This window comes from Serpentinimonas barnesii, from assembly GCF_000696225.1.
Taxonomy (GTDB): Bacteria; Pseudomonadota; Gammaproteobacteria; order Burkholderiales; family Burkholderiaceae_C; genus Serpentinimonas; species Serpentinimonas barnesii.
Window position 1 is genome coordinate 1 of the sequence record NZ_BAWN01000018.1, and the last position, 18,938, is coordinate 18,938.

Sequence of the window (18,938 nt, forward strand, 5' to 3'; positions counted from 1 at the left end):
AACCTTTCTTCATAACCGTAAGTTTTTATCTACGCGCCTCTTAAGGGTGTTTCTTGAGAGGCCTCAGCCCGCAGCAGGACGTAACTGCCTGGTCTGAGGTTTGCCAACGCGGCCTCCAGCGCGGGAACAAGCGGCAGCAAGTAGGGCAACTCGTTTGAAACTGCGTCCAGTACCAAAACCGCTATAGGCAGAGTTGAGTGGTTCTGCTGGTACGGAAGGTTCTTGTCGACGGTGACGAATGCATCAAAGCCTGCGGCGGCGAGCGCCAACAGCTTGCCATTCTTGATGCCTGACCAACCTTCTTGGACAACCGTGGAGACCTGATGTGACGGCAGCGCTCTGCGCAAGCGTGCGGGCACGCACTCGTCAAGCAGCAGGCGCATCAGCAGCCAAGCTCTCGCGAGCCGCTTCGAGCACCGCTACCGCGCGCTCGCGCGATACTGAGGGGAAGTCTTCGAGGAACCCCTCAAGTGACGACGAGCCTTCGAGGTAGTCGAACAGGTTCTTCACCGGGACGCGGGTGCCAGTGAAGCACAGCGTTCCATGCATGATTTCTGGGTCTCGCTTAACGAGTGCTGAGTCCATAGGTGGTGCCTCCAAGTCAGGGAGTTTAGCGCTGGGAGTGGGCAAGGGCGATTTTCTGAGGCCTAACGTTGAGGTTAAGCGGCGGGCTGCAACGCTCGTCCGAGTTGAACCGCAGCTTAGGCGATGGCGAGAGGGGTGACTGGGCCTTGGAACGCTGCGCCGTTGCCGGAGATTATGGCCGGGGCCTTGCAGGAAAGCAAGCGCGGTATGCCTGTGACGTTCCACCAAGGCCAGGCAGCAGCCCGTAACAGGGTGGCACCGCTAGAGCGCGAGGTCGTGCAAGCGCCAAAAGCCAGAGCGAGGCCCAAGGTGTGGATCAATTTTTGGCTTGCACGGAATCGGTTCCCAGGGCTAGAATGGCCTGAGCGCAGCCCAGCCGCTGTGCCACGCCTCCGAAAGCCGCTCATGGGACCCGAGCAACTCGCCGCCACGCCCCGCTACACCTACGCCGACTACCGCCAGTGGGCGGGGGATGAGCGCTTTGAATTGATCGAGGGTGTGCCCCACGCCATGGCACCGGCACCGGGGCGCAGGCACCAAGAGGTGCTGCTCGAAGTGGCACGCCAACTGGGCAATGCGCTGCACGGCCAGCCCTGCCGGGTGTATATCGCGCCCTTTGATGTGCGCCTGCCGCAGGGCGATGAGGCCGACGACTTGGTCGAAACCGTGGTGCAGCCCGATTTGTGCGTGGTCTGCGACCCGGCCAAGCTCGACACCGCCGGCTGCCGTGGCGCGCCGGACTGGGTGCTGGAGGTGCTCTCGCCCGCCAGCGCCGGGCGCGATCAGATCGTTAAGCGCGCGCTCTACGAGCGCCACGGGGTGCGCGAGTATTGGCTGCTGCATCCGCTGGACCGGGTGCTCACCATTTACCGGCTGGAGCAGGGCCGCTACACCATGCCCGAGGTGCTCGAACTCCAAGGCCAGACCGCGCTGCGGCTGCTGCCGGGGGTGTGCATAGACTGGGGTTTGCTGGCGGCGGGCTAGCGGCAGTGCCACCTCCGCGATGAGGCCCGGCTGGCTTACACTCCCAGCCATGCAAGACGACGCCAGCCCCCCACCCGCCGCCCCCCAGCCTGCGCCCGTGGCGGCGGCCAGTGGCGCGGCGGCGCTGCCACGGCGCCACAAGGGCATTTATGTGTTGCCCAACCTGATCACGCTGGCGGGGCTGTTTGGCGGCTTTTATGCGGTGGTGATGGCCATGAACGGCCGCTTCGATCTGGCCACGCTGGGCATTTTTGCCGCCATGGTGCTCGACAGTCTGGATGGCCGGGTGGCGCGCCTGACGCGCAGCCAAAGCGCCTTTGGCGAGCAGATGGATTCGCTGGCCGATATGGTCTCGTTTGGGGCTGCGCCGGCGCTGGTGGCCTACGAGTGGGCGCTCTACGATCTGGGGCGCTGGGGCTGGATTGCGGCCTTTGTGTACTGCGCCTGCGCGGCGCTGCGGCTGGCGCGCTTTAACGTGAACACCGCCGTGGTGGACCGGCGCTACTTCCAAGGCCTGCCCTCGCCGGCGGCGGCGGCGCTGGTGGCGGGCTTTATCTGGCTGGCGACCGAGTTTGAGCTTAGCGCCGCCGATCTGGCCTGGCCCATGTTTGCCCTGATGCTCTACGCCGGGCTAACGATGGTGTCGAACGTGCCCTTTTACAGCTTCAAAGACCTGAACATCAAGCGCAGCGTGCCCTTTGCCGTGATCGTGCTGGTGGCGCTGGGCATTGCGGTGGTCAACATCCACCCGCCGCTGGTCTTGTTTGGCCTGATTGCGGGCTACGCCTTTTCGGGCTATGCGGTGTATGGCTGGCGCAAGGCGCGCGGCCAGCCCACCAGCGTGGTGAGCACCAGCACCCAAGACCCGGACGAAAAAGACTTGCACCACTAAGGGGCAAGGCCTGGCGTGCTATATTGCAGCCATGCAAAACCCGCGCGCGCTTGCCCTACTACCCTTGGTCCACCACGGGTCGGCTGGCTAGCGCACGCCTTTTTGCACAACGGCCCGTATGCACCCGCAGCGGGCCGTTGGTGTTTTTGGGGGCTGCGGGCAACCTTAGATTGCGGCAAAAACCCGCTTGGAGCACACACATGACCGACAAACTCATCATTTTCGACACCACCTTGCGCGATGGCGAGCAGTCGCCCGGGGCCTCCATGACCAAGGACGAAAAGCTGCGCATCGCGCGCCAGCTTGAACGGCTGCGGGTGGACGTGATCGAGGCCGGCTTTGCCGCCAGCTCCAATGGCGATTTCGAGGCGGTCAAATCGATTGCCGACCACATCAAAGAGTCCACCGTCTGCTCGCTGGCGCGCGCCAATGAGCGCGACATTGAGCGCTCGGCCGAGGCGCTCAAGGGGGCCAACAGCGCCCGCATCCACACCTTCATCGCCACCAGCGAGCTGCACATGGAGAAAAAGCTGCGCATGACGCGCGAGCAGGTGCTGGAGCAAGCGCGCATGGCGGTGCGGCTGGCGCGCAAGCTCTGCCCGGACGTGGAGTTCAGCCCCGAAGACGGCTACCGCAGCGACCCGGACTTCCTGTGCCGCGTGATCGAAGCGGTGATTGCCGAAGGTGCGCGCACCATCAACATCCCCGACACGGTGGGCTACGCGGTGCCTGAGCTGTACGGCAACTTCATCAAAACCCTGCGCGAGCGCGTGCCCAATTCGGACCAAGCCATTTGGAGCGTGCACTGCCACAACGACCTGGGCATGGCGGTGGCCAATTCGCTGGCCGGGGTCAAGATAGGCGGGGCGCGCCAGGTCGAGTGCACCATCAACGGCCTGGGCGAGCGCGCCGGCAACTGTTCGCTCGAAGAGATCGTGATGGCGGTGAAAACCCGGCGCGACTACTTCGGGCTGGAGGTGGGCATCGACACCACCCAGATCGTGCCGGCCAGCCGCATGGTGAGCCAGACCACGGGCTTTGTGGTGCAGCCCAACAAGGCGGTGGTGGGGGCCAACGCCTTTGCCCACGCCAGCGGCATCCACCAAGACGGGGTGCTCAAGGCGCGCGACACCTACGAGATCATGCGCGCCGAAGACGTGGGCTGGTCTGCCAACAAGATCGTGCTGGGCAAGCTGAGCGGGCGCAACGCCTTCAAGCAGCGGCTGGACGACTTGGGCATTGAGCTTGAGAGCGAGGGCGAAGTCAACGCCGCTTTTGCCAAGTTCAAAGAATTGGCCGACCGCAAGTCGGAAATTTTTGACGAAGATATTTTGGCCTTGGTGAGCGACGAGAGCGTGACGCCCGCGCGCGAGCACTACGGCCTGGTTTCGCTGGCGCAACACAGCGAAACCGGCGAGCGGCCGCATGCGCGGGTGGTGTTTTCGGTGGGCGGCAAAGAGTACAGCGCGCAGGCCGAGGGCAATGGCCCGGTGGATGCCTCGCTCAAGGCGATCGAGAGCCACGTGCAAAGCGGGGCCGAGCTGCAACTGTATTCGGTCAACGCCATCACCAGCGGCTCGACCGAGAGCCAGGGCGAAGTCACGGTGCGGCTGCAGCACGGCGGCCGGGTGGTCAATGGCGTCGGCTCCGACCCGGACATTGTGGTGGCATCGGCCAAGGCCTACCTGAGCGCGCTGACCAAGCTGCACAGCAAGTCGGAGCGGGTGGCGGCGCAGGGCTGGCCGGTCTGATCGCGCGTGGGGGGCGGTTGACCAGGGTTTGCCCTGGTGGCGCGCCCCGATTGATGTGGTAGTAGCTTAAAAAAGCGGCACAAGCCCATGAGGGGTTTCGGTATTTTGATTTTTCCTCCTATACTCGCGGCGTTATTCGTCAGTTTCTAGAAGGGCCCATCATGAATCAAAACCGCTTGTTGGGGGCGCCGCGTTCAGGTTTGGCTGCAGCGCTGTTGCTGGCCGGGTCGGTGCTGTGGGTGCCCTTGCACGCTCAAGGCAGTTTTGCGGCCAAGCAGCGCGTGGCGCCACCGGGTGTGGGGGTGCAAGGGGTGCAGGGGGTGCGCCAGCCCCCCACGGCGGCGGCGCGCTTGCCCGTGTCCCACGCCCAGCCGCAGCGCGCCGGCACACCCGAGCCGGGTCTGCGTTTTGCGGCCAAGGTGCAAGTGGCCCCGGACGCGGTGATTGAACACGCACGCCAGCGCCTGGCCCGCGAAGCGGCGCCGCGCACCGTGGTGGTGGCCGCCGCCGTTGCCCCAGTTGCCGCGCCGGTGCTGCAAGCGCAAGCGCCTGCCGGCGTGCCTTCGGCCACCATGCAGGCCGAGCGCTTGGGCTTGCGCGTAGCCGACGACCCGCTCGAGCTCGATTCCGGCGTGGCGCTGCTGGTGGATGCCAACACGGGCGAAATTTTGCTCGGCAAAAACGACACCGTGGTGCTGCCGATCGCCTCCATCACCAAGCTCATGACCGCCATTCTGGTGGTCGATTCCGGGCAGGACCTCGACCAAGTCATCACCATCACGCAGGCCGACGTGGACCGGCTGCGTGGCAGCGGCTCGCGCTTGCCGGTGGGGGCCCAGCTCACGCGCGGCCAGGCGCTGCACCTGGCGCTGATGTCGAGCGAGAACCGCGCCGCCCACGCGCTGGCGCGCACCTTTCCCGGTGGGGTGCCGCAGTTTGTGCGGCAGATGAACCGCAAGGCGGTGGAGCTGGGCATGCACGACACCCACTTTGCCGACCCCACTGGTTTGTCGGGTGGCAACCGCTCCAGCGCGCGCGACCTGGCCATGCTCACCGCAGCCAGCTCGCACCGGCCCTTGGTGCGCGCGCTGTCGGTCTCGCCGCAGTACCAACTGGAGCTGGGGCGGCGCGTGCTCACCTACCGCAACAGCAACATGCTGGTGCGCAACGGCGACTGGGAAATCAATCTGCAAAAAACCGGCTTCATCCGCGAGGCCGGGCGCACGCTGGTGATGCAAGCCGATGTGTCGGGCCGTTCCCTGATCGTGGTGCTGCTGGGGGCCAGTGGCAGCCACGCGCGCGCCGCCGATGCCGAGCGCCTGCGCCGTTGGGCCTTGCGCAGCTTGTTTTCGGCCGGACCACGGCCCACCGACGCCGTATCGGCCGGCGAGCGCAGCCGCGAGGCGCTGCGGCAGCCAAGTTGATCGCTGGGCGCGTCAGGGCCGGCCAGGCTCGGCGCTCCAGCCCAGCGCCAGGCTGATCTGTTCGGCGGTGCTGCGCAATTTGGGCAGCCAGCTTTCTTCCAGCCGGTCGGCTGGGGCCGAGATCGACAAGCCGGCCACTAGGCGGCCTTGGTCGTCGTAAATGCCGGCGGCCATGCAGCGCACGCCAATTTCCAGCTCCTCGTTGTCGCGCGCCACGCCGTGGCGGCGGCACAGCGCCAGTTCGCGCTCCAGCGCCGGCAACTGGGTGATGCTGTTGCGCGTTTGGCCCATCAGGCCGGTGCGGCTGGCGTAGGCGCGCAGGCGCTGCGGTTCGTCGGCGGCCAAGAACAGCTTGCCGACCGAGGTCAGGTGCAAGGGCGCACGGCCACCGATGGCGCGCACCACCTGCATGCCCGAGCGTTCGCTAAAAGCGCGTTCCACGTAGATAATCTCGTCGCCCTGGCGCACGCTCAGGTTGACCGGTTGCTGGATTTGTTTGTGCAGCTCGCGCATGGGCTGCAGCGCGGCGTCGCGCACGCTCAGGCGCCCCTTGACCAGGTTGCCGAGTTCGAGCAGGCGCATGCCGAGCCGGTAGGCCCCAGGTGCGGGCCGTTCGACAAAGCGCCCCAGCGCCAGATCATTGAGGATGCGGTGCGCGGTTGAGGGATGCAAGCCGGTGCGCTCGCTGATGTCTTTGAGCGCGACCGGCTCTTCGTGCTGGGCCAGCACCTCCAGCAAATCAAACATGCGTTCGAGCACCTGCACGCTGGGCTTGGGGGGGGCGATGGGGAGCGGTGCCGGTAGCGGGGAGCGGTTCATAAAATAGGGGCCTTTGGGCTGTTGCCTTGCCGCGTTATTTTATCTGGTGAAATTTAAGGCGGGGGCTGCCAGTGCCCGTCGCGCAACAACTGGTGCGGCCGAAAGTGGCTTTTGTAGTTCATCTTGGGGCTGGCCTCGATCCAGTAACCCAGGTACACGTGGCGCAGGCCCAGTTGGCGCGCTTGCTCGATCTGCCACAGCACGGCGTAGGTGCCGTAGGCGGCGTGAGCCACATCGGGATCGTAGAAGGTGTAAACGGCCGACAGCCCGTCTTCGATCACGTCCAAGATCGAGACCATGCGCAACACCTCGGCGCCGCCGCCCTGTGGAGCGGGCTCGGTGAACTCGACCAGGCGCGAATCGGCCCGGCTTTGCAGCAAAAACTGCCGGTACTGCTCCAAGTCGTCTTGGTCCATGCCACCACCGGCGTGGCGCTGGCGCTGGTAGCGCAAATACAGTTCGTAATGCGCCGGGCGCAGGCCCAGTGTGAGCACGCGCGCCTGCATATGGGCGTGGCGCTTCCAGGCGCGGCGCTGGCTGCGGCTGGGCACAAAGGCCTGCGCATCGACGCGCAGCGGGATGCAGGCCTGGCAGCCGTCGCAATGCGGGCGGTAGGTGAACAGGCCGCTGCGCCTAAACCCCTGGGCCACCAGATGCGCGTAGGTCTCGCCCCGAATCAGGTGGCTGGGCGAGGCCACCAAGGAGCGCGCCGTGCGCTCGTTTAGGTAGCTGCATGGGTAGGCCGCCGTGGCATAAAACTGCACGGCTTGCAGTGGAAGTTCCTGCGGGTGCGTCACGGCGCTGCGGGGGTGTGGGGGCTGGGCTCGAACAGGGCCTGCCAGTGTAGGGGATCGAACTGCCACGGTGGGGCGGGCGCGGCAATGGCCTGCTGCACGAGCTGCAAAAATTCGCTGCGTGGCAGGGTGCGCGCGCCGAGCGAGGCCAGGTGCGCGGTGTCTTGCTGGCAGTCGATCAAGGGCACCTGCCAGGCGCGGGCGCAAGCCACCAGCGCCGCCAGCGCAATTTTGGAGGCGTTGGGGCGGCGGCTGAACATCGATTCGCCAAACACCATGCGCCCCAGGTTGACGCAGTACAGCGCCCCCGCGAGTTCGCCATCCCACCAGGTTTCGACGCTGTGCACCGCGCCCGCCCGGTGCCAGGCCAGGTAGGCTTCGATCATGGGCGGCACGATCCAACTGCCGCGCTGGCCCGCCCGGGGCACGCCGGCGCAGGCGCGCAGCACGTGCTCGAAGGCGCTGTCGATGCGGATTTCGATGCGGCCTAGTCGCAGCCCGCGCCGCAGCTCTTTGCGCAGCGAGGGGTGCAGCCGAAAATCGGCCGGGCGCAGCACCATGCGTGGATCTGGGCTCCACCAGAGGATGGGTTGCTCGCCGCTAAACCACGGAAAAACGCCGCTGGCGTAGGCGCGCTCCAAGCTGGCGCAATCGAGCGCACCCCCGGCGGCCAGCAGACCGGGAATGGGGTCGCCTTCGCCCCAGGCTTGCTCCACGGGCGGAAAGGCCTGGCCGGGTTGCAGCCAAGGCAGGGCGGGGCGCGGTCCGGGCGGGTGGCTCATGGACGTGGCAGGGGTTCGGGCTGGGCCCGCTTGCGCGCTCCCGTCTGCGCGCCCATCTGCGCTCCCGTGTCGCACCAAGCCGCCACCTGGCACTGGCTGCACAGCGGGGCGCGCGCACGGCACACATAGCGCCCGTGCAGAATCAGCCAATGGTGCGCGTGGCGCAAATACGCGGGCGGAATGCGCGCCAGCAAACCCTGCTCCACTTGCAAGGGCGTGCGCCCCGGTGCCAGGCCGGTGCGGTTGGCGAGCCGGAACACGTGCGTGTCCACCGCCAGCGTGGGCTCGCCAAAGGCCACGTTGAGCACCACGTTGGCCGTTTTGCGCCCCACGCCGGGCAAGGCTTCGAGTTCGGCGCGGGTGCGCGGCACCTGCCCGCCGTGGCGCTCGATCAGCATCTGGCAGCTTTGCAGCAGATGCCGCGCCTTGCTGCGGTACAGCCCAATCGACTGGATGTGCGACTGAAGCCCTTCGAGCCCCAGCGCCAGCATCTGTGCCGGGGTGGAGGCGGCGGCGAACAGGGTGCGGGTGGCGCGGTTCACGCTCACGTCGGTGGCCTGCGCGCTCAGCAGCACCGCGCACAGCAGCTCGAAGTCGCTCTTATACTCCAGCTCGGTTTCGGGCTCGGGATTGGCCGCCGCCAGCGTGGCAAAGAACGGTTCGATGTGTTCTGGTTTCATGGCTAGGGATTTTCACCCATGAGCGCACCCGCTGCGATTCGTTTTGCCGATCGGCTCTCAAACGTCGAGACATCGGCCATCCGCGAACTGTTCAAGCTGCTTGGGCAGCCGGGCATCATCAGCTTTGCCGGGGGCTTCCCCGACGCGGCGCTGTTCGACGTCGAAGGCATCCGCGCCGCCAGCGAGCGCGCCTTGCAGCACGACCCGGCCGCCGCCTTGCAGTACGGGGCCACCGAGGGCTACCAGCCGCTGCGCGAGCAACTGGCGGGCCTGATGGCCGACAAGGGGGTGGCGGGGCTGGCGCCCGAGCAACTGATCGTCACCACCGGCAGCCAGCAGGCGCTGGACCTGATCGGCAAGACGCTGATCTCGCCCGGCGACAAGGTGATCGTTGAAGGGCCGACTTTTCTGGCCACCATCCAGTGCTTTCGCCTCTATGGCGCCGAGCTGATTTCGGCCCCGATCGACGGCGACGGGGTGGATGTGCAGCGGCTGGAGGCGCTGATTGCCGAGCACCGGCCCAAATTCGTCTATCTGGTGCCCACCTTTGGCAACCCCAGCGGTGCGCTGCTGAGCCTGGAGCGGCGCCGCCGCGTGCTGGAGTTGGCGCTGCGCACCCAGACCCTGATCGTGGAAGACGACCCCTACGGCGATCTGTATTTTGACGCCGCCCCGGCACCCAGCCTGCTGGCCCTGAGCGCCGAGCTGCCGGGCAGCCGCGACTGCCTGGTGCACTGCGGCTCGCTGAGCAAGGTGCTCAGCCCAGGGCTGCGCATCGGCTGGCTGGTGGCGCCGCCCGAGCTGCTGGCCAAGGCGGTGATGTGCAAGCAGTTCAGCGACGCCCACACCAGCACCTTCGCCCAGGCCACGGCGGCGCAGTACTTACAAGGCGGCCGCCTAGGCGCCACGCTGCAGCGGGTGCGCCAAGTCTATGCCGAACGCGCCCAAGCCATGGGGGCGGCCCTGCGCAGCGAACTCGGCGCCGCGCTTGATTTTGTGCCACCGCAAGGCGGGCTGTTCATCTGGGCGCGCCTGACCGGTGTGGGCTGCAACGGGGTTGGCACGGCACTGGCCGATGGCCACGAGCTGGCGCAGCGCGCCATCGCCCAAGGCGTGGCCTTCGTGCCGGGGCGGCCCTTTTACGCCAGCGAGCCCGACCCGGCCACGCTGCGCCTGAGCTTTGCCACCGTGGGCCTGGAGCGCATCCGCGAAGGGGTGGCGCGGCTGGCGCGCGCGCTCTGAGGCGCTAAAACACCCGCACCGCCCAGAGCCGCAACCGCATGCCGATGCCGGTGGTGAAACCCACGGTGGGGTGGCGCACGCGGCCTTGGGCGTCGATCACCATGAAGGCCGGCACCGAGCGGTAGCCCAGCGCCTGCGCCAGTTCGCCGCGCGCGTCGATCACGCTGTGCCAGGGCAGGCCGCGTTGTTGCTGGTAGCGCAGCACCTGCGCCGCCGGGCCGGACTGCATGGCCACGGTGAGCAGCGGCCAGTCTTGCCCTAGGCGCGTCACGCTGCCTTCCATGGTGCGGCAAATCGGGCACCACTCGGCCCAGACGTAGAGCGCCACCGGCTGCCCAGGGTGTTGCAGCCGCACCGCCGCCAGCGCCTGCTGCAAGCTGCCGTTTTGGGTTTGGCCCGTGGGCAGCAGCCATTGCACCGGTTGGTTCAGGTCGAGCTGGGCCGGCACCGCGCGCGTCTGCCAGGCTTGCACGCCAAAAAACACCGCCAGCAGCAGCGCCACGGTGAACAGGTGCGAGCGCCAGCGGCTGCGCCAGGTGGGTTTGGGGGGTGGGGTAGGGGCAGTCAAGGGGGTGGTTTGGGGTTAAAGCGCGAGCATTTCGCTGTTTGTGGGGCGGGGCGCTTCGCTGGTCGAGCGCGCCGTCAGGCTCAAGCCGCCGGGGTGTTTGAGGTAGCGGCTGACCGGGTTTTTTTGCTTTTCGGACAGGTTGATGGCCTCTTTGATGCGCTCGATGCGCTGGTGCAAATGGCGCGCATCGAGGAGCTCGTCGGTATGGCGTTGCACCATCTTGGTGGCCATGTCGATGATGCGGATGTTGAGTGTGTCGGCGGCCAGTTGCACCAAATCGGCCACCGCCGCCGAGGTGTTGCCCTGCAGGTGTGGCTTGAGTGCGTTTTGGGCCATTTGAAAGGCCTGGTCGTAAGCCTGATGCAGCTGATCGGCATAAGGCGTGTGCGTTTTGGCCGCCCGTGAAAGCCACAGAGCGGACAGTTTGGTGTGCGAAAAACGCACACCCAAGTAGTCGATCAGATTGGCGTCGCTTTCGTGCACGTGGCCCATTTGGGCCAGCAGCGCCAACACACTGGAGGTGTTGAAGGCCATATCGATGCATGCAGCCGGGGCGTTGACTTGGTCGAACATCGGGGCAATGAGGGTGCGCGCCTGACGCAAGTGACCCCCCGCAGCAAGCAGATAGGCGTCGAGCACCCGGATGTGTTCCTGCAATCGCTGCGGCTCGGCGGCGTGTTCCAAAATCTGGTGCGCACGTTTGATCAGTTCTTTGAGTTCGCTGCTGCGCTGGGTTTCGACGTAGAGTTGGCCTAGAAAGACCAGCGACTGCGAGTCGAAAGACTTGCTGCGCGCCCCAATGCGGATTGAGCGCTCTAGGGTTTCGATGGCCAAATGGGCGTCACCGCAAAAATGCGCGGCAAAACCCAGCCGTTGCAGCCTAGATACCGACCCCGGGGTGGCTTTGGCAGCCACTTGGTAGATGTTGAGCGCCTCATCGATTTGCCCCAGCTCCAGGTGAGCTTCGGCCATCAGGTCGTAGGTGTCGGTTTGCTCGGGGTGCGATTGCGCCAGATTGGACAGATAACTGGTGGCTTCTTGGTGTTTGCGCTGCGCAAACAAAACCCGCCCGATGCCCAGCTTGGCCCACGGCAGGGCATTGGCTTGCAGCACCACTTGGTACATTTCGTGGGCCGCTTCGAGCCGGCCTTGCGAGAGCAGGATTTCGCCGGCAATGCGGGCAGCGTAGAGCCAAAACGATTGCTTTTTCTGGATTCGCGACTGGCAGTGAGCCAATGCGCCCTGCCAGTCGCCCGCGCCGAGGGACTGATAAATCGCGCTCAAGGCCTGGCGCCGTGTCAACGCGGTGTTGACGCGTTCCTGCAATGAGTTTTGGGAAAACGGCCGCAGCAAAAAACTGTCCACCCCCGACTCGGCGGCGTCGGTGACGCGGCTGTAGGTGGCCAGGGAAGAAGTCAGAATGACGATGGTTTTAATGTCGAGGTGGCCACAGCGGCGCAAGTCCTCGACCATGGTGCGGCCCGCGGTGGCGCTGTCGTTGTCGTCGTCGTCGAGCACGACCAAATCGTATTTGTTGAATTCCAGCGCCCGCTTGGCTTCTGCCAGACGCGACACTTGGGTGATGGGCTCCCCGCCGATGGCGCGCAGTTGATGCCCCAGCAGCGAGCGCCCAGCCTGATTCGCACTGTACGCCAAGGCGCTAAAGCCGCCGCGCTGGGGTGCCTCTGCCTCTGGGTTGAGGACGAAATCGGGCTGAAGCAGTTTCATGCGTAAATAAGGGGGCAACGGTTGCCAAAACTGGGGCAGGGTAGAAATTGGTGCGTGGGCCCAAGCCGCTGCCACAGCAAGCCCAATTTGCATGCTAACACCGAACCGGTGCGGCATGACCGGCGCAAGCAGATGCCGAGGCCGAGGCGGCGCCAAGGGCGGTGCAGTTGCTGCGCGTTAATATGCTGAAGTTTTACCACCCACAAAGGAGATCGCACCTTGACCACGCCGACCAAATACCTGCTCGACGAAAGCCAGATGCCGCGCACCTGGTACAACATCCAGGCCGATCTGCCGCAGCCCGCGCCTGCGGTGCTGCACCCGGGCACCTTGCAGCCGATCGGGCCCGACGATCTGGCGCCGCTGTTTCCGCTGGAGTTAATCAAGCAAGAGGTGAGCACCGAGCGCGAGATCGAAATCCCCGAGCCGGTGCGCGACATCTACCGCCTCTGGCGCCCGGCCCCGCTGTACCGGGCGCACCGGCTGGAGCGCGCGCTGGGCACCCCGGCCAAGATTTTTTACAAATACGAGGGTGTCAGCCCTGCCGGCAGCCACAAGCCCAATACCGCCATCCCGCAGGCGTTTTACAACCAGCAGGCCGGCGTCAAGCGCCTGACCACCGAGACCGGCGCGGGCCAGTGGGGCACTTCACTGGCTTTTGCCGGCAGCCTGTTTGGGCTGGAGGTGCTGGTGTTCCAAGTGCGGGTTTCGTTTGACCAAAAACCCTATCGCCGCGCCGTGATGGAGACCTACGGCGCGCGCTGCGTGGCTTCGCCATCGGCCGAGACCGTCTATGGCCGCAGCGTGCTGGCGCAGCGCCCCGATCACCCCGGCAGCCTTGGGATTGCGATTTCCGAGGCGGTGGAGCTGGCGGTGCAGCGCGAGGACACCAAGTACGCGCTCGGTTCGGTGCTCAACCACGTGCTGCTGCACCAGACCGTGATCGGGCTGGAGGCGATGCAGCAAATGGAAATGGCCGACGCCTGGCCCGACGTGGTGGTGGGCTGCACCGGCGGCGGCTCCAACTTTGCCGGCATCGCCTTCCCCTACATCGGGCACGCGCTGCGCGGCGGCCGCAAATCGCGCATTGTGGCGGTCGAGCCCGCCGCCTGCCCCTCGCTCACGCGCGGCCGCTACGCCTACGATTTTGGTGACACCGGGCACCTCACGCCCCTGACCAAGATGCACACCCTAGGCAGCAGCTTCACGCCGCCAGGCTTTCACGCCGGTGGCTTGCGCTACCACGGCATGGCGCCGCTGGTCTCGCACTGCAAAGAGCTGGGCTTGTTGGAGGCGGTGGCCTACACCCAGGGCGAGTGCTTTGCCGCGGGCGTGACCTTTGCGCGCGCCGAAGGCATCGTGCCAGCGCCGGAGGCGAATCACGCCGTGAAAGGCGCGATCGAGGAGGCGCTGCGCTGCAAGCGCGAGGGCCGCAGCGAGACGATTTTGTTCAACCTGTGCGGGCACGGCCACTTCGACATGGCTTCGTACCAAAAATACTTTGCCGGTGAGCTCAAAGACGAAGCCTACGACGAGCAGGAGCTGGCCATGGCGCTGGCCGGTCTGCCCAGCGTGCCAGGCGCGGTTTAGGGATTGGGGCTTAGGGCTGCACGACTTCGAGCAGGCGCTCCAGCCCGCCCGCGTTGATCGCCACCTGCGCCTGTGCGCGCACCACGGGCTTGGCGTGGTAGGCCACCGAGAGCCCGGCGGCGTGCATCATGGGCAGGTCGTTGGCCCCGTCGCCCACGGCAATGCACTGCGCCGGGCTGGCCCCGAGCAGGCTGGCGACTTCGAGCAGGGTGCGGCGTTTTTCGGCGCCGTCGCAAATATCGCCCCAGCACTGGGGCAGCAGGCGGCCGGTGAGCGCGCCGCCCTGCGGGCCGCTGCGCAGCTCCAGCAGGTTGGCGCGCACAAAGTCGATCCCCAGTGTGTCGCGCACGCGCTCGGCAAAAAACGTGAAGCCGCCCGAAACCAGCAAGACCTTGAGCCCTGCGGCGCGGCAGGCGGTCACGAGCTCGGCCGCGCCGGGGTTGAGGCGCAAGCGCTCGGCATAGACGCGCTCCATATCGGCCACGGTCACGCCTTCGAGCAGCGCCACGCGCCGGCGCAGGCTGTCCTTGAAGTCGGCGATTTCGCCGCGCATGGCGGCCTCGGTGATGGCCGCCACCTCGGCCTTGCGGCCCACGGCGTCGGCGATTTCATCCACGCACTCGATGTTGATCAGCGTCGAGTCCATGTCGAAGGCGATCAGCTTGAAATCTTGCAGGCGCAGCGGCGGGGCAAAGCCTTGAACGGTGAGGCCGGGGGCGTATTCGGTGGGGGTGGTCATGGCGGGAAATCAAATGAGGATGACGGTGTCGCTGTAGCGGGCGACGTGGGTGTCGTGGGTCAGCAAGCGCATGGGTTCGGTCAAGGCCTGAGCCACCAGCAGGCGGTCAAAGGGGTCTTGGTGGTGAGGCGGGAGGTTTTCCAGTGCCAGGGTGTGTTCGGGTTCTATGGGCAGGATGCGGTAGCCGGCGCGCTGAAAGTAGTCCAGCGCTTCGCGGGCCGACACGGGCATGTCGCCACGGCCTAGGTTGCGCTTGATGGCAATTTCCCAAAGGCTGGCGGTGCTTACCCACACGGTATTGCGGGGGTTGCCGATCCACTCGCGCGCCGGTTCGGTGAGCTTGGGGTGATCGGCAATGGCCCACAGGGCGATGTGGGTGTCGAGCAGCAGGTTCATGCCGGCCCCAAGAACAGGCGGGCCACCTCTGGGTTGTGGGCGTCGATGCTGTCAGGCATCTGGAAAGCGCCTTTGGCCACGCCCAGGCGTTGGGCTGCCACATCGGTGTCAATGGGAACCAGTTTGGCGGCCGGGCGGCCATTGCGGGCAATGATGATTTCGCGCTCCGTGCCTTTTTCAAGGGATTCAACCAGACGCGACAGGTTGGACTTGGCTTGTAGCATGTTCACAGCGTGCATGGCGGGCTCCTTGGTTTGGCTAAGTCTAGCCAAATTTATTTGGGCTGTCCAGTTGGGAGCGGTGGCCCCAACGCGCGCAGCACGTCGCGCACCAGGTGCGCCCGGTCTTTGGCTTCGGGCAGGGCGCGTTCGATGCGCAGCTTGTCGTTGCCGGCCAGTTTGATGTGGCGGTTTTTTTGCACCAGTTCGATGATGCGCTGCGGCTCGATGGGCGGGTTGGGTTTGAAGCTGATCAGGATCAGGCCCGGCGTGGCATCCACTTTTTGCACGCCGTAGGGGGCGGCGAGCACGCGCAGGCGGTGCACGTCGATGAGGGTCTGGGCTTGCGCGGGCAGCTTGCCGAAGCGGTCCACGATTTCTTCGAGCAGGGTGTCGATCTGTGCGCTGGTCTTGGCGCTGGCGAGCTTTTTGTACAGGCTCAGGCGCAGGTGCACGTCGCCGCAGTAGTCGCTGGGCAGCAGGGCCGGGGCGTGCAGGTTGATGTCGGTGATGGCGCCCAGGGGGCTGAGCAGGTCGGGTTCGCGCCCGGCCTTGAGCGCATCGACGGCTTCGGCCAGCATCTCGTGGTAGAGCTGAAAGCCGACTTCGAGCATGTTGCCGCTCTGGTTTTCGCCCAGCACCTCGCCCGCGCCACGAATTTCGAGGTCGTGCATGGCGAGGTAAAAACCGCTGCCCAGCGCCTCCATCTGCCCGATGGCGTCGAGCCGCTGCTGCGCCGCCTTGCTCAGGCTGTCGATCTCGGGCACCATCAGGTAGGCGTAGGCCTGGTGGTGGCTGCGCCCGACGCGGCCGCGCAACTGGTGCAACTGCGCCAGCCCAAACTTGTCGGCGCGGCTGATGAGGATGGTGTTGGCGCTGGGCACGTCGATGCCGGTTTCGATGATGGTCGAGCACAGCAGCAGGTTGTGGCGCTGGGCCACGAAGTCGCGCATCACGCGCTCGAGTTCGCGCTCGGGCATTTGGCCGTGGGCGATGGCGATGCGCGCCTCGGGCAGCAGTTCGGCCAGTTGGCTGCGGCGGTGTTCGATGGTCTCGACTTCGTTGTGCAAAAAATAGACCTGTCCGCCGCGCATCAGTTCGCGCAGCACCGCTTCGCGGATCACGCCCTTGCCTTCGTTGCGCACAAAGGTTTTGATGGACAGGCGGCGCTGCGGCGCGGTGGCGATCACGCTCAGGTCGCGCAGCCCTTCGAGCGCCAGCCCGAGGGTGCGCGGGATCGGGGTGGCGGTGAGGGTGAGCACATCGACTTCGGCGCGCAGCGCTTTCATGGCCTCTTTGTGGCGCACGCCAAAGCGGTGTTCTTCGTCGATGATGAGCAGGCCGAGGTTTTTGAATTTCGTCTTTTCGCTCAAGAGCTTGTGCGTGCCGACCACGATGTCCACGGTGCCGGCGGCGGTGCCTTGCAGGGCGGCGCTGATTTCGCGCGCGCTGCGAAAGCGGCTCATTTCGGCGATTTTGACCGGCCAGTTGGAAAAGCGGTCTTGCAGGGTTTGGTAGTGCTGCTCGGCCAGCAGGGTGGTGGGGGCCAGAAAGGCGACTTGCTTGCCGCCGCTGACGGCCACGAAGGCGGCGCGCAGCGCGACTTCGGTCTTGCCAAAGCCGACGTCGCCGCAGACCAGCCGGTCCATCGGGCGCGGGCTGATGAGGTCTTGGATGACGGCGTGGATGGCGGCTTTTTGATCGGGCGTTTCTTCGAAGCCGAAGTCGTTGGCGAAGGCTTCGTAGTCTTGCGCCGGGAAGCGAAAGGCGTGGCCCTCGCGCGCGGCGCGGCGGGCGTAGAGGTTGAGCAGTTCGGCGGCGGCGTCGCGCACCTGTTCGGCGGCCTTGCGCCGGGCCTTGTCCCACTGGCCGGAGCCCAAGCGGTGCAGCGGCGCTTCGTCGGCGCTCACGCCGGTGTAGCGGCTGATGAGCTGCAACTGACTCACGGGCACGTAGAGCACGGCCGCGCCGGCGTATTCGAGGTGCAAAAACTCTTGCAGCGCGGGGCTGCCGTCGGCGCTTTTTTCGCCCAGATCGAGGTTCACCAGGCCCCGGTAGCGGCCGATGCCGTGCTGGCTGTGTACCACGGGGTCGCCCAATTGGAGTTCGCTCAGGTCTTTGATCAGCGCTTCGACATCGCTGACCTGCTCTTGCTTTTTGCGCCGCCGGGTGCCGGGTGCAGAGGCAAAAAGCTCGGTTTCGGTGACGAAGTCGATGCCGGTGGGGGGTTCGTCTGGCAGCCAGGCAAAGCCGCTGGCCAGCGCGGCGGTGGCCAAGCCGACAGGGGCCGGGCTGGCCTGGAAGGCGGCCAGCGAGTCGAACAGCGGCGGATTCAGGCCGCTGGCGCGCAGGAAGTCGAGCAGGCTGGCGCGCCGGCCCTCGCTCTCGGCCAGCAGCAGGGCACGGCGGGGGCTGTGCGCCAAGTGGGCCTTGAGGCGCTCCAGCGGGTCGGTGGCGGCGCGCTGGGCCGCGAGATCGGGCAGGGTCTGCGCCCAGGCGCTGGGCGCGTCGGGCTGGTCTGCATCCTTGGCCGGTCGCAGCGCCAGTTGCGCCAGCGCCTTGGCCGCCACGTAGAAGCCTTCGGCGTCGAGGAACAGCAGTTCGGGGGCCAGCGGCGGGCGCTCGGGGTCGCCTTGGGCGAGGCGGTAGCGCTCGCGGGTGTCGAGCGCAAAGCGCTGGAAGGCGGGTTCGAGCTCGCCGTGCAGCACCAGCGCGGTGGCGGCGCCGAGGTAGTCGAACACGGTGGCGGTGGCGTCGAAAAACAGCGGCAGGTAGTACTCGATGCCGGCGCTGGCCACGCCGTTGCCCATGTCTTTGTAGAGGCGGCTGCGGCTCGGGTCGCCTTCGAGCAGTTCGCGCCAGCGCGCACGAAACTTGCTGCGCGCGGCGTCGTCGAGCGGGAATTCGCGCCCCGGCAGCAGCCGCACCTCGGGCACCGGGTGCAGGCTGCGCTGGGTGTCGGGGTCGAAGGTGCGGATGGAGTCGATCTCGTCGTCGAACAGGTCGATGCGGTAGGGCAGCACCGAGCCCATGGGAAAGAGGTCGATCAGGCTGCCGCGCACCGCGTATTCGCCCGGCCCGACGACTTGCGCCACGTGTTGGTAGCCGGCCAGCGTGAGCTGGGCCTTGAGCCGGGCCGCATCCAGTTTTTGTTGCAGCTTGAACTCGAAGCTGTAGGCGGCCAAAAAGGCCGGTGGTGCGAGCCGGTAGAGCGCGGTGGTGGCGGGGATGAGCACCACGTCAGCCCCCTGGGCGCGGTCGCGCTGCACGATGCGCCAGAGCGTGGCCAGGCGCTCCGAGATCAAGTCCTGGTGCGGCGAGAAGCTGTCGTAGGGCAGGGTTTCCCAGTCCGGGAACAGGGCGCAGCGCAGGCCGGGCGCGAAGAAGGGGATTTCGTCGAGCAGGCGCTGGGCGTCGGCGGCGTCGGCGCAGACCACGGCGGTGAGCCGGCCAGCGCGGCGCTCGCGCTCGGCCAGTTGCGCCAGCAGCAAGGCGTCGGCGCTGCCAGGGGGGCGCGGCAACTGCAGGCGCTTGCCGGGGCTCAGGGGGGGCAGGTTCATCGGGTGGGTATGGGCTGGAGATAAATGCGTGGCGCGGGCGCAGGCGCAAAGAGGCTGATTCTAAAATCCCGCACTGTGACACATTACACCCCCCTCGATCCAGCAGCCTCGCTTTGGCCTGACGCTGCACCTGCACCTGCACCTGCACCTGCACCTGCACCTGCACCTGCACCTGCACCTGCACCT

Annotated in this window: 18 protein-coding genes; 6 read left to right on the forward strand and 12 right to left on the reverse strand. The window is 66.3% G+C overall.

Features of this window, described 5'->3' with window-relative positions; all coding sequences use genetic code 11:
- Positions 1–29: 29 nt before the first annotated feature.
- The gene (locus SRAH_RS06005; RefSeq protein WP_045476389.1) at positions 30–383 is read right to left on the reverse strand and encodes a DUF5615 family PIN-like protein; all 354 of its coding nucleotides are present in this window, start codon (positions 381–383) and stop codon (positions 30–32) included.
- Positions 367–585, reverse strand: a complete 219-nt coding sequence (locus SRAH_RS06010) for a DUF433 domain-containing protein (protein WP_029462446.1) — start codon at positions 583–585, stop codon at positions 367–369. Before SRAH_RS06010 ends, SRAH_RS06005 begins: the two co-directional genes overlap by 17 nt.
- A gap of 405 nt (positions 586–990) precedes the next feature.
- Here SRAH_RS06010 and SRAH_RS06015 point away from each other — a divergent pair, with 405 nt between their 5' ends.
- The 4 genes from SRAH_RS06015 to SRAH_RS06030 all read left to right on the forward strand — a co-directional run bounded on the left by SRAH_RS06015 (position 991) and on the right by SRAH_RS06030 (position 5,636).
- Complete coding sequence (locus SRAH_RS06015) at positions 991–1,569, forward strand: Uma2 family endonuclease (protein WP_029462447.1); 579 nt, start codon at positions 991–993, stop codon at positions 1,567–1,569.
- A 49-nt stretch (positions 1,570–1,618) separates the two neighbouring features.
- The gene (gene pssA, locus SRAH_RS06020; RefSeq protein WP_082210089.1) at positions 1,619–2,461 is read left to right on the forward strand and encodes a CDP-diacylglycerol--serine O-phosphatidyltransferase; all 843 of its coding nucleotides are present in this window, start codon (positions 1,619–1,621) and stop codon (positions 2,459–2,461) included.
- A gap of 200 nt (positions 2,462–2,661) precedes the next feature.
- The gene (locus SRAH_RS06025; RefSeq protein ID WP_029462449.1) at positions 2,662–4,212 is read left to right on the forward strand and encodes a 2-isopropylmalate synthase; all 1,551 of its coding nucleotides are present in this window, start codon (positions 2,662–2,664) and stop codon (positions 4,210–4,212) included.
- Positions 4,213–4,373: 161 nt separating this feature from the next.
- Positions 4,374–5,636 (forward strand): D-alanyl-D-alanine carboxypeptidase family protein, encoded by a 1,263-nt coding sequence (locus SRAH_RS06030; RefSeq protein WP_052369108.1) that lies wholly within the window; start codon positions 4,374–4,376, stop codon positions 5,634–5,636.
- Between the two features lie 12 nt (positions 5,637–5,648).
- On the opposite strand, the gene SRAH_RS06035 is transcribed toward SRAH_RS06030, so the two are convergent.
- The 4 genes from SRAH_RS06035 to nth are packed head-to-tail and all read right to left on the reverse strand — an operon-like array spanning position 5,649 to position 8,711.
- A complete protein-coding gene (locus SRAH_RS06035; protein WP_029462451.1) occupies positions 5,649–6,455 on the reverse strand; it encodes an IclR family transcriptional regulator in 807 nt (268 codons plus the stop codon).
- Between the two features lie 53 nt (positions 6,456–6,508).
- Entirely contained in the window at positions 6,509–7,252 is a 744-nt protein-coding gene (locus SRAH_RS06040) for an arginyltransferase (protein ID WP_029462452.1), read from the reverse strand.
- Complete coding sequence (aat, locus tag SRAH_RS06045) at positions 7,249–8,031, reverse strand: leucyl/phenylalanyl-tRNA--protein transferase (protein ID WP_029462453.1); 783 nt, start codon at positions 8,029–8,031, stop codon at positions 7,249–7,251. The genes SRAH_RS06040 and aat overlap by 4 nt, the downstream gene beginning before the upstream one ends.
- Entirely contained in the window at positions 8,028–8,711 is a 684-nt protein-coding gene (nth, locus tag SRAH_RS06050; protein WP_045476391.1) for an endonuclease III, read from the reverse strand. The genes aat and nth overlap by 4 nt, the downstream gene beginning before the upstream one ends.
- Positions 8,712–8,747: 36 nt before the next feature.
- On the opposite strand from nth, the gene SRAH_RS06055 reads away from it, so the two are divergent.
- On the forward strand, positions 8,748–9,953 hold the full coding sequence (locus SRAH_RS06055; protein WP_029462455.1) for an aminotransferase-like domain-containing protein: 1,206 nt from the start codon (positions 8,748–8,750) through the stop codon (positions 9,951–9,953).
- 4 nt (positions 9,954–9,957) lie between these two features.
- On the opposite strand, the gene SRAH_RS06060 is transcribed toward SRAH_RS06055, so the two are convergent.
- The gene (locus tag SRAH_RS06060) at positions 9,958–10,521 is read right to left on the reverse strand and encodes a redoxin family protein (protein WP_045476394.1); all 564 of its coding nucleotides are present in this window, start codon (positions 10,519–10,521) and stop codon (positions 9,958–9,960) included.
- Positions 10,522–10,536: 15 nt separating this feature from the next.
- Positions 10,537–12,249, reverse strand: a complete 1,713-nt coding sequence (locus tag SRAH_RS06065) for a tetratricopeptide repeat protein (RefSeq protein WP_029462457.1) — start codon at positions 12,247–12,249, stop codon at positions 10,537–10,539.
- A gap of 219 nt (positions 12,250–12,468) precedes the next feature.
- On the opposite strand from SRAH_RS06065, the gene SRAH_RS06070 reads away from it, so the two are divergent.
- On the forward strand, positions 12,469–13,839 hold the full coding sequence (locus tag SRAH_RS06070) for a TrpB-like pyridoxal phosphate-dependent enzyme (protein ID WP_029462458.1): 1,371 nt from the start codon (positions 12,469–12,471) through the stop codon (positions 13,837–13,839).
- 10 nt (positions 13,840–13,849) lie between these two features.
- On the opposite strand, the gene serB is transcribed toward SRAH_RS06070, so the two are convergent.
- From serB to mfd, 4 genes are read right to left on the reverse strand one after another with little or no spacing between them, the layout of a single operon-like run.
- Positions 13,850–14,578 carry a phosphoserine phosphatase SerB gene (serB, locus tag SRAH_RS06075; RefSeq protein WP_029462459.1) on the reverse strand — a complete coding sequence of 243 codons (729 nt, stop codon included), beginning with the start codon at positions 14,576–14,578 and terminating at the stop codon, positions 13,850–13,852.
- 9 nt (positions 14,579–14,587) lie between these two features.
- Positions 14,588–14,974 (reverse strand): type II toxin-antitoxin system VapC family toxin, encoded by a 387-nt coding sequence (locus SRAH_RS06080; RefSeq protein ID WP_029462460.1) that lies wholly within the window; start codon positions 14,972–14,974, stop codon positions 14,588–14,590.
- On the reverse strand, positions 14,971–15,213 hold the full coding sequence (locus tag SRAH_RS06085) for a type II toxin-antitoxin system Phd/YefM family antitoxin (protein WP_029462461.1): 243 nt from the start codon (positions 15,211–15,213) through the stop codon (positions 14,971–14,973). The genes SRAH_RS06080 and SRAH_RS06085 overlap by 4 nt, the downstream gene beginning before the upstream one ends.
- Positions 15,214–15,248: 35 nt before the next feature.
- Complete coding sequence (mfd, locus tag SRAH_RS06090) at positions 15,249–18,752, reverse strand: transcription-repair coupling factor (RefSeq protein ID WP_029462462.1); 3,504 nt, start codon at positions 18,750–18,752, stop codon at positions 15,249–15,251.
- Positions 18,753–18,938: the final 186 nt, after the last annotated feature.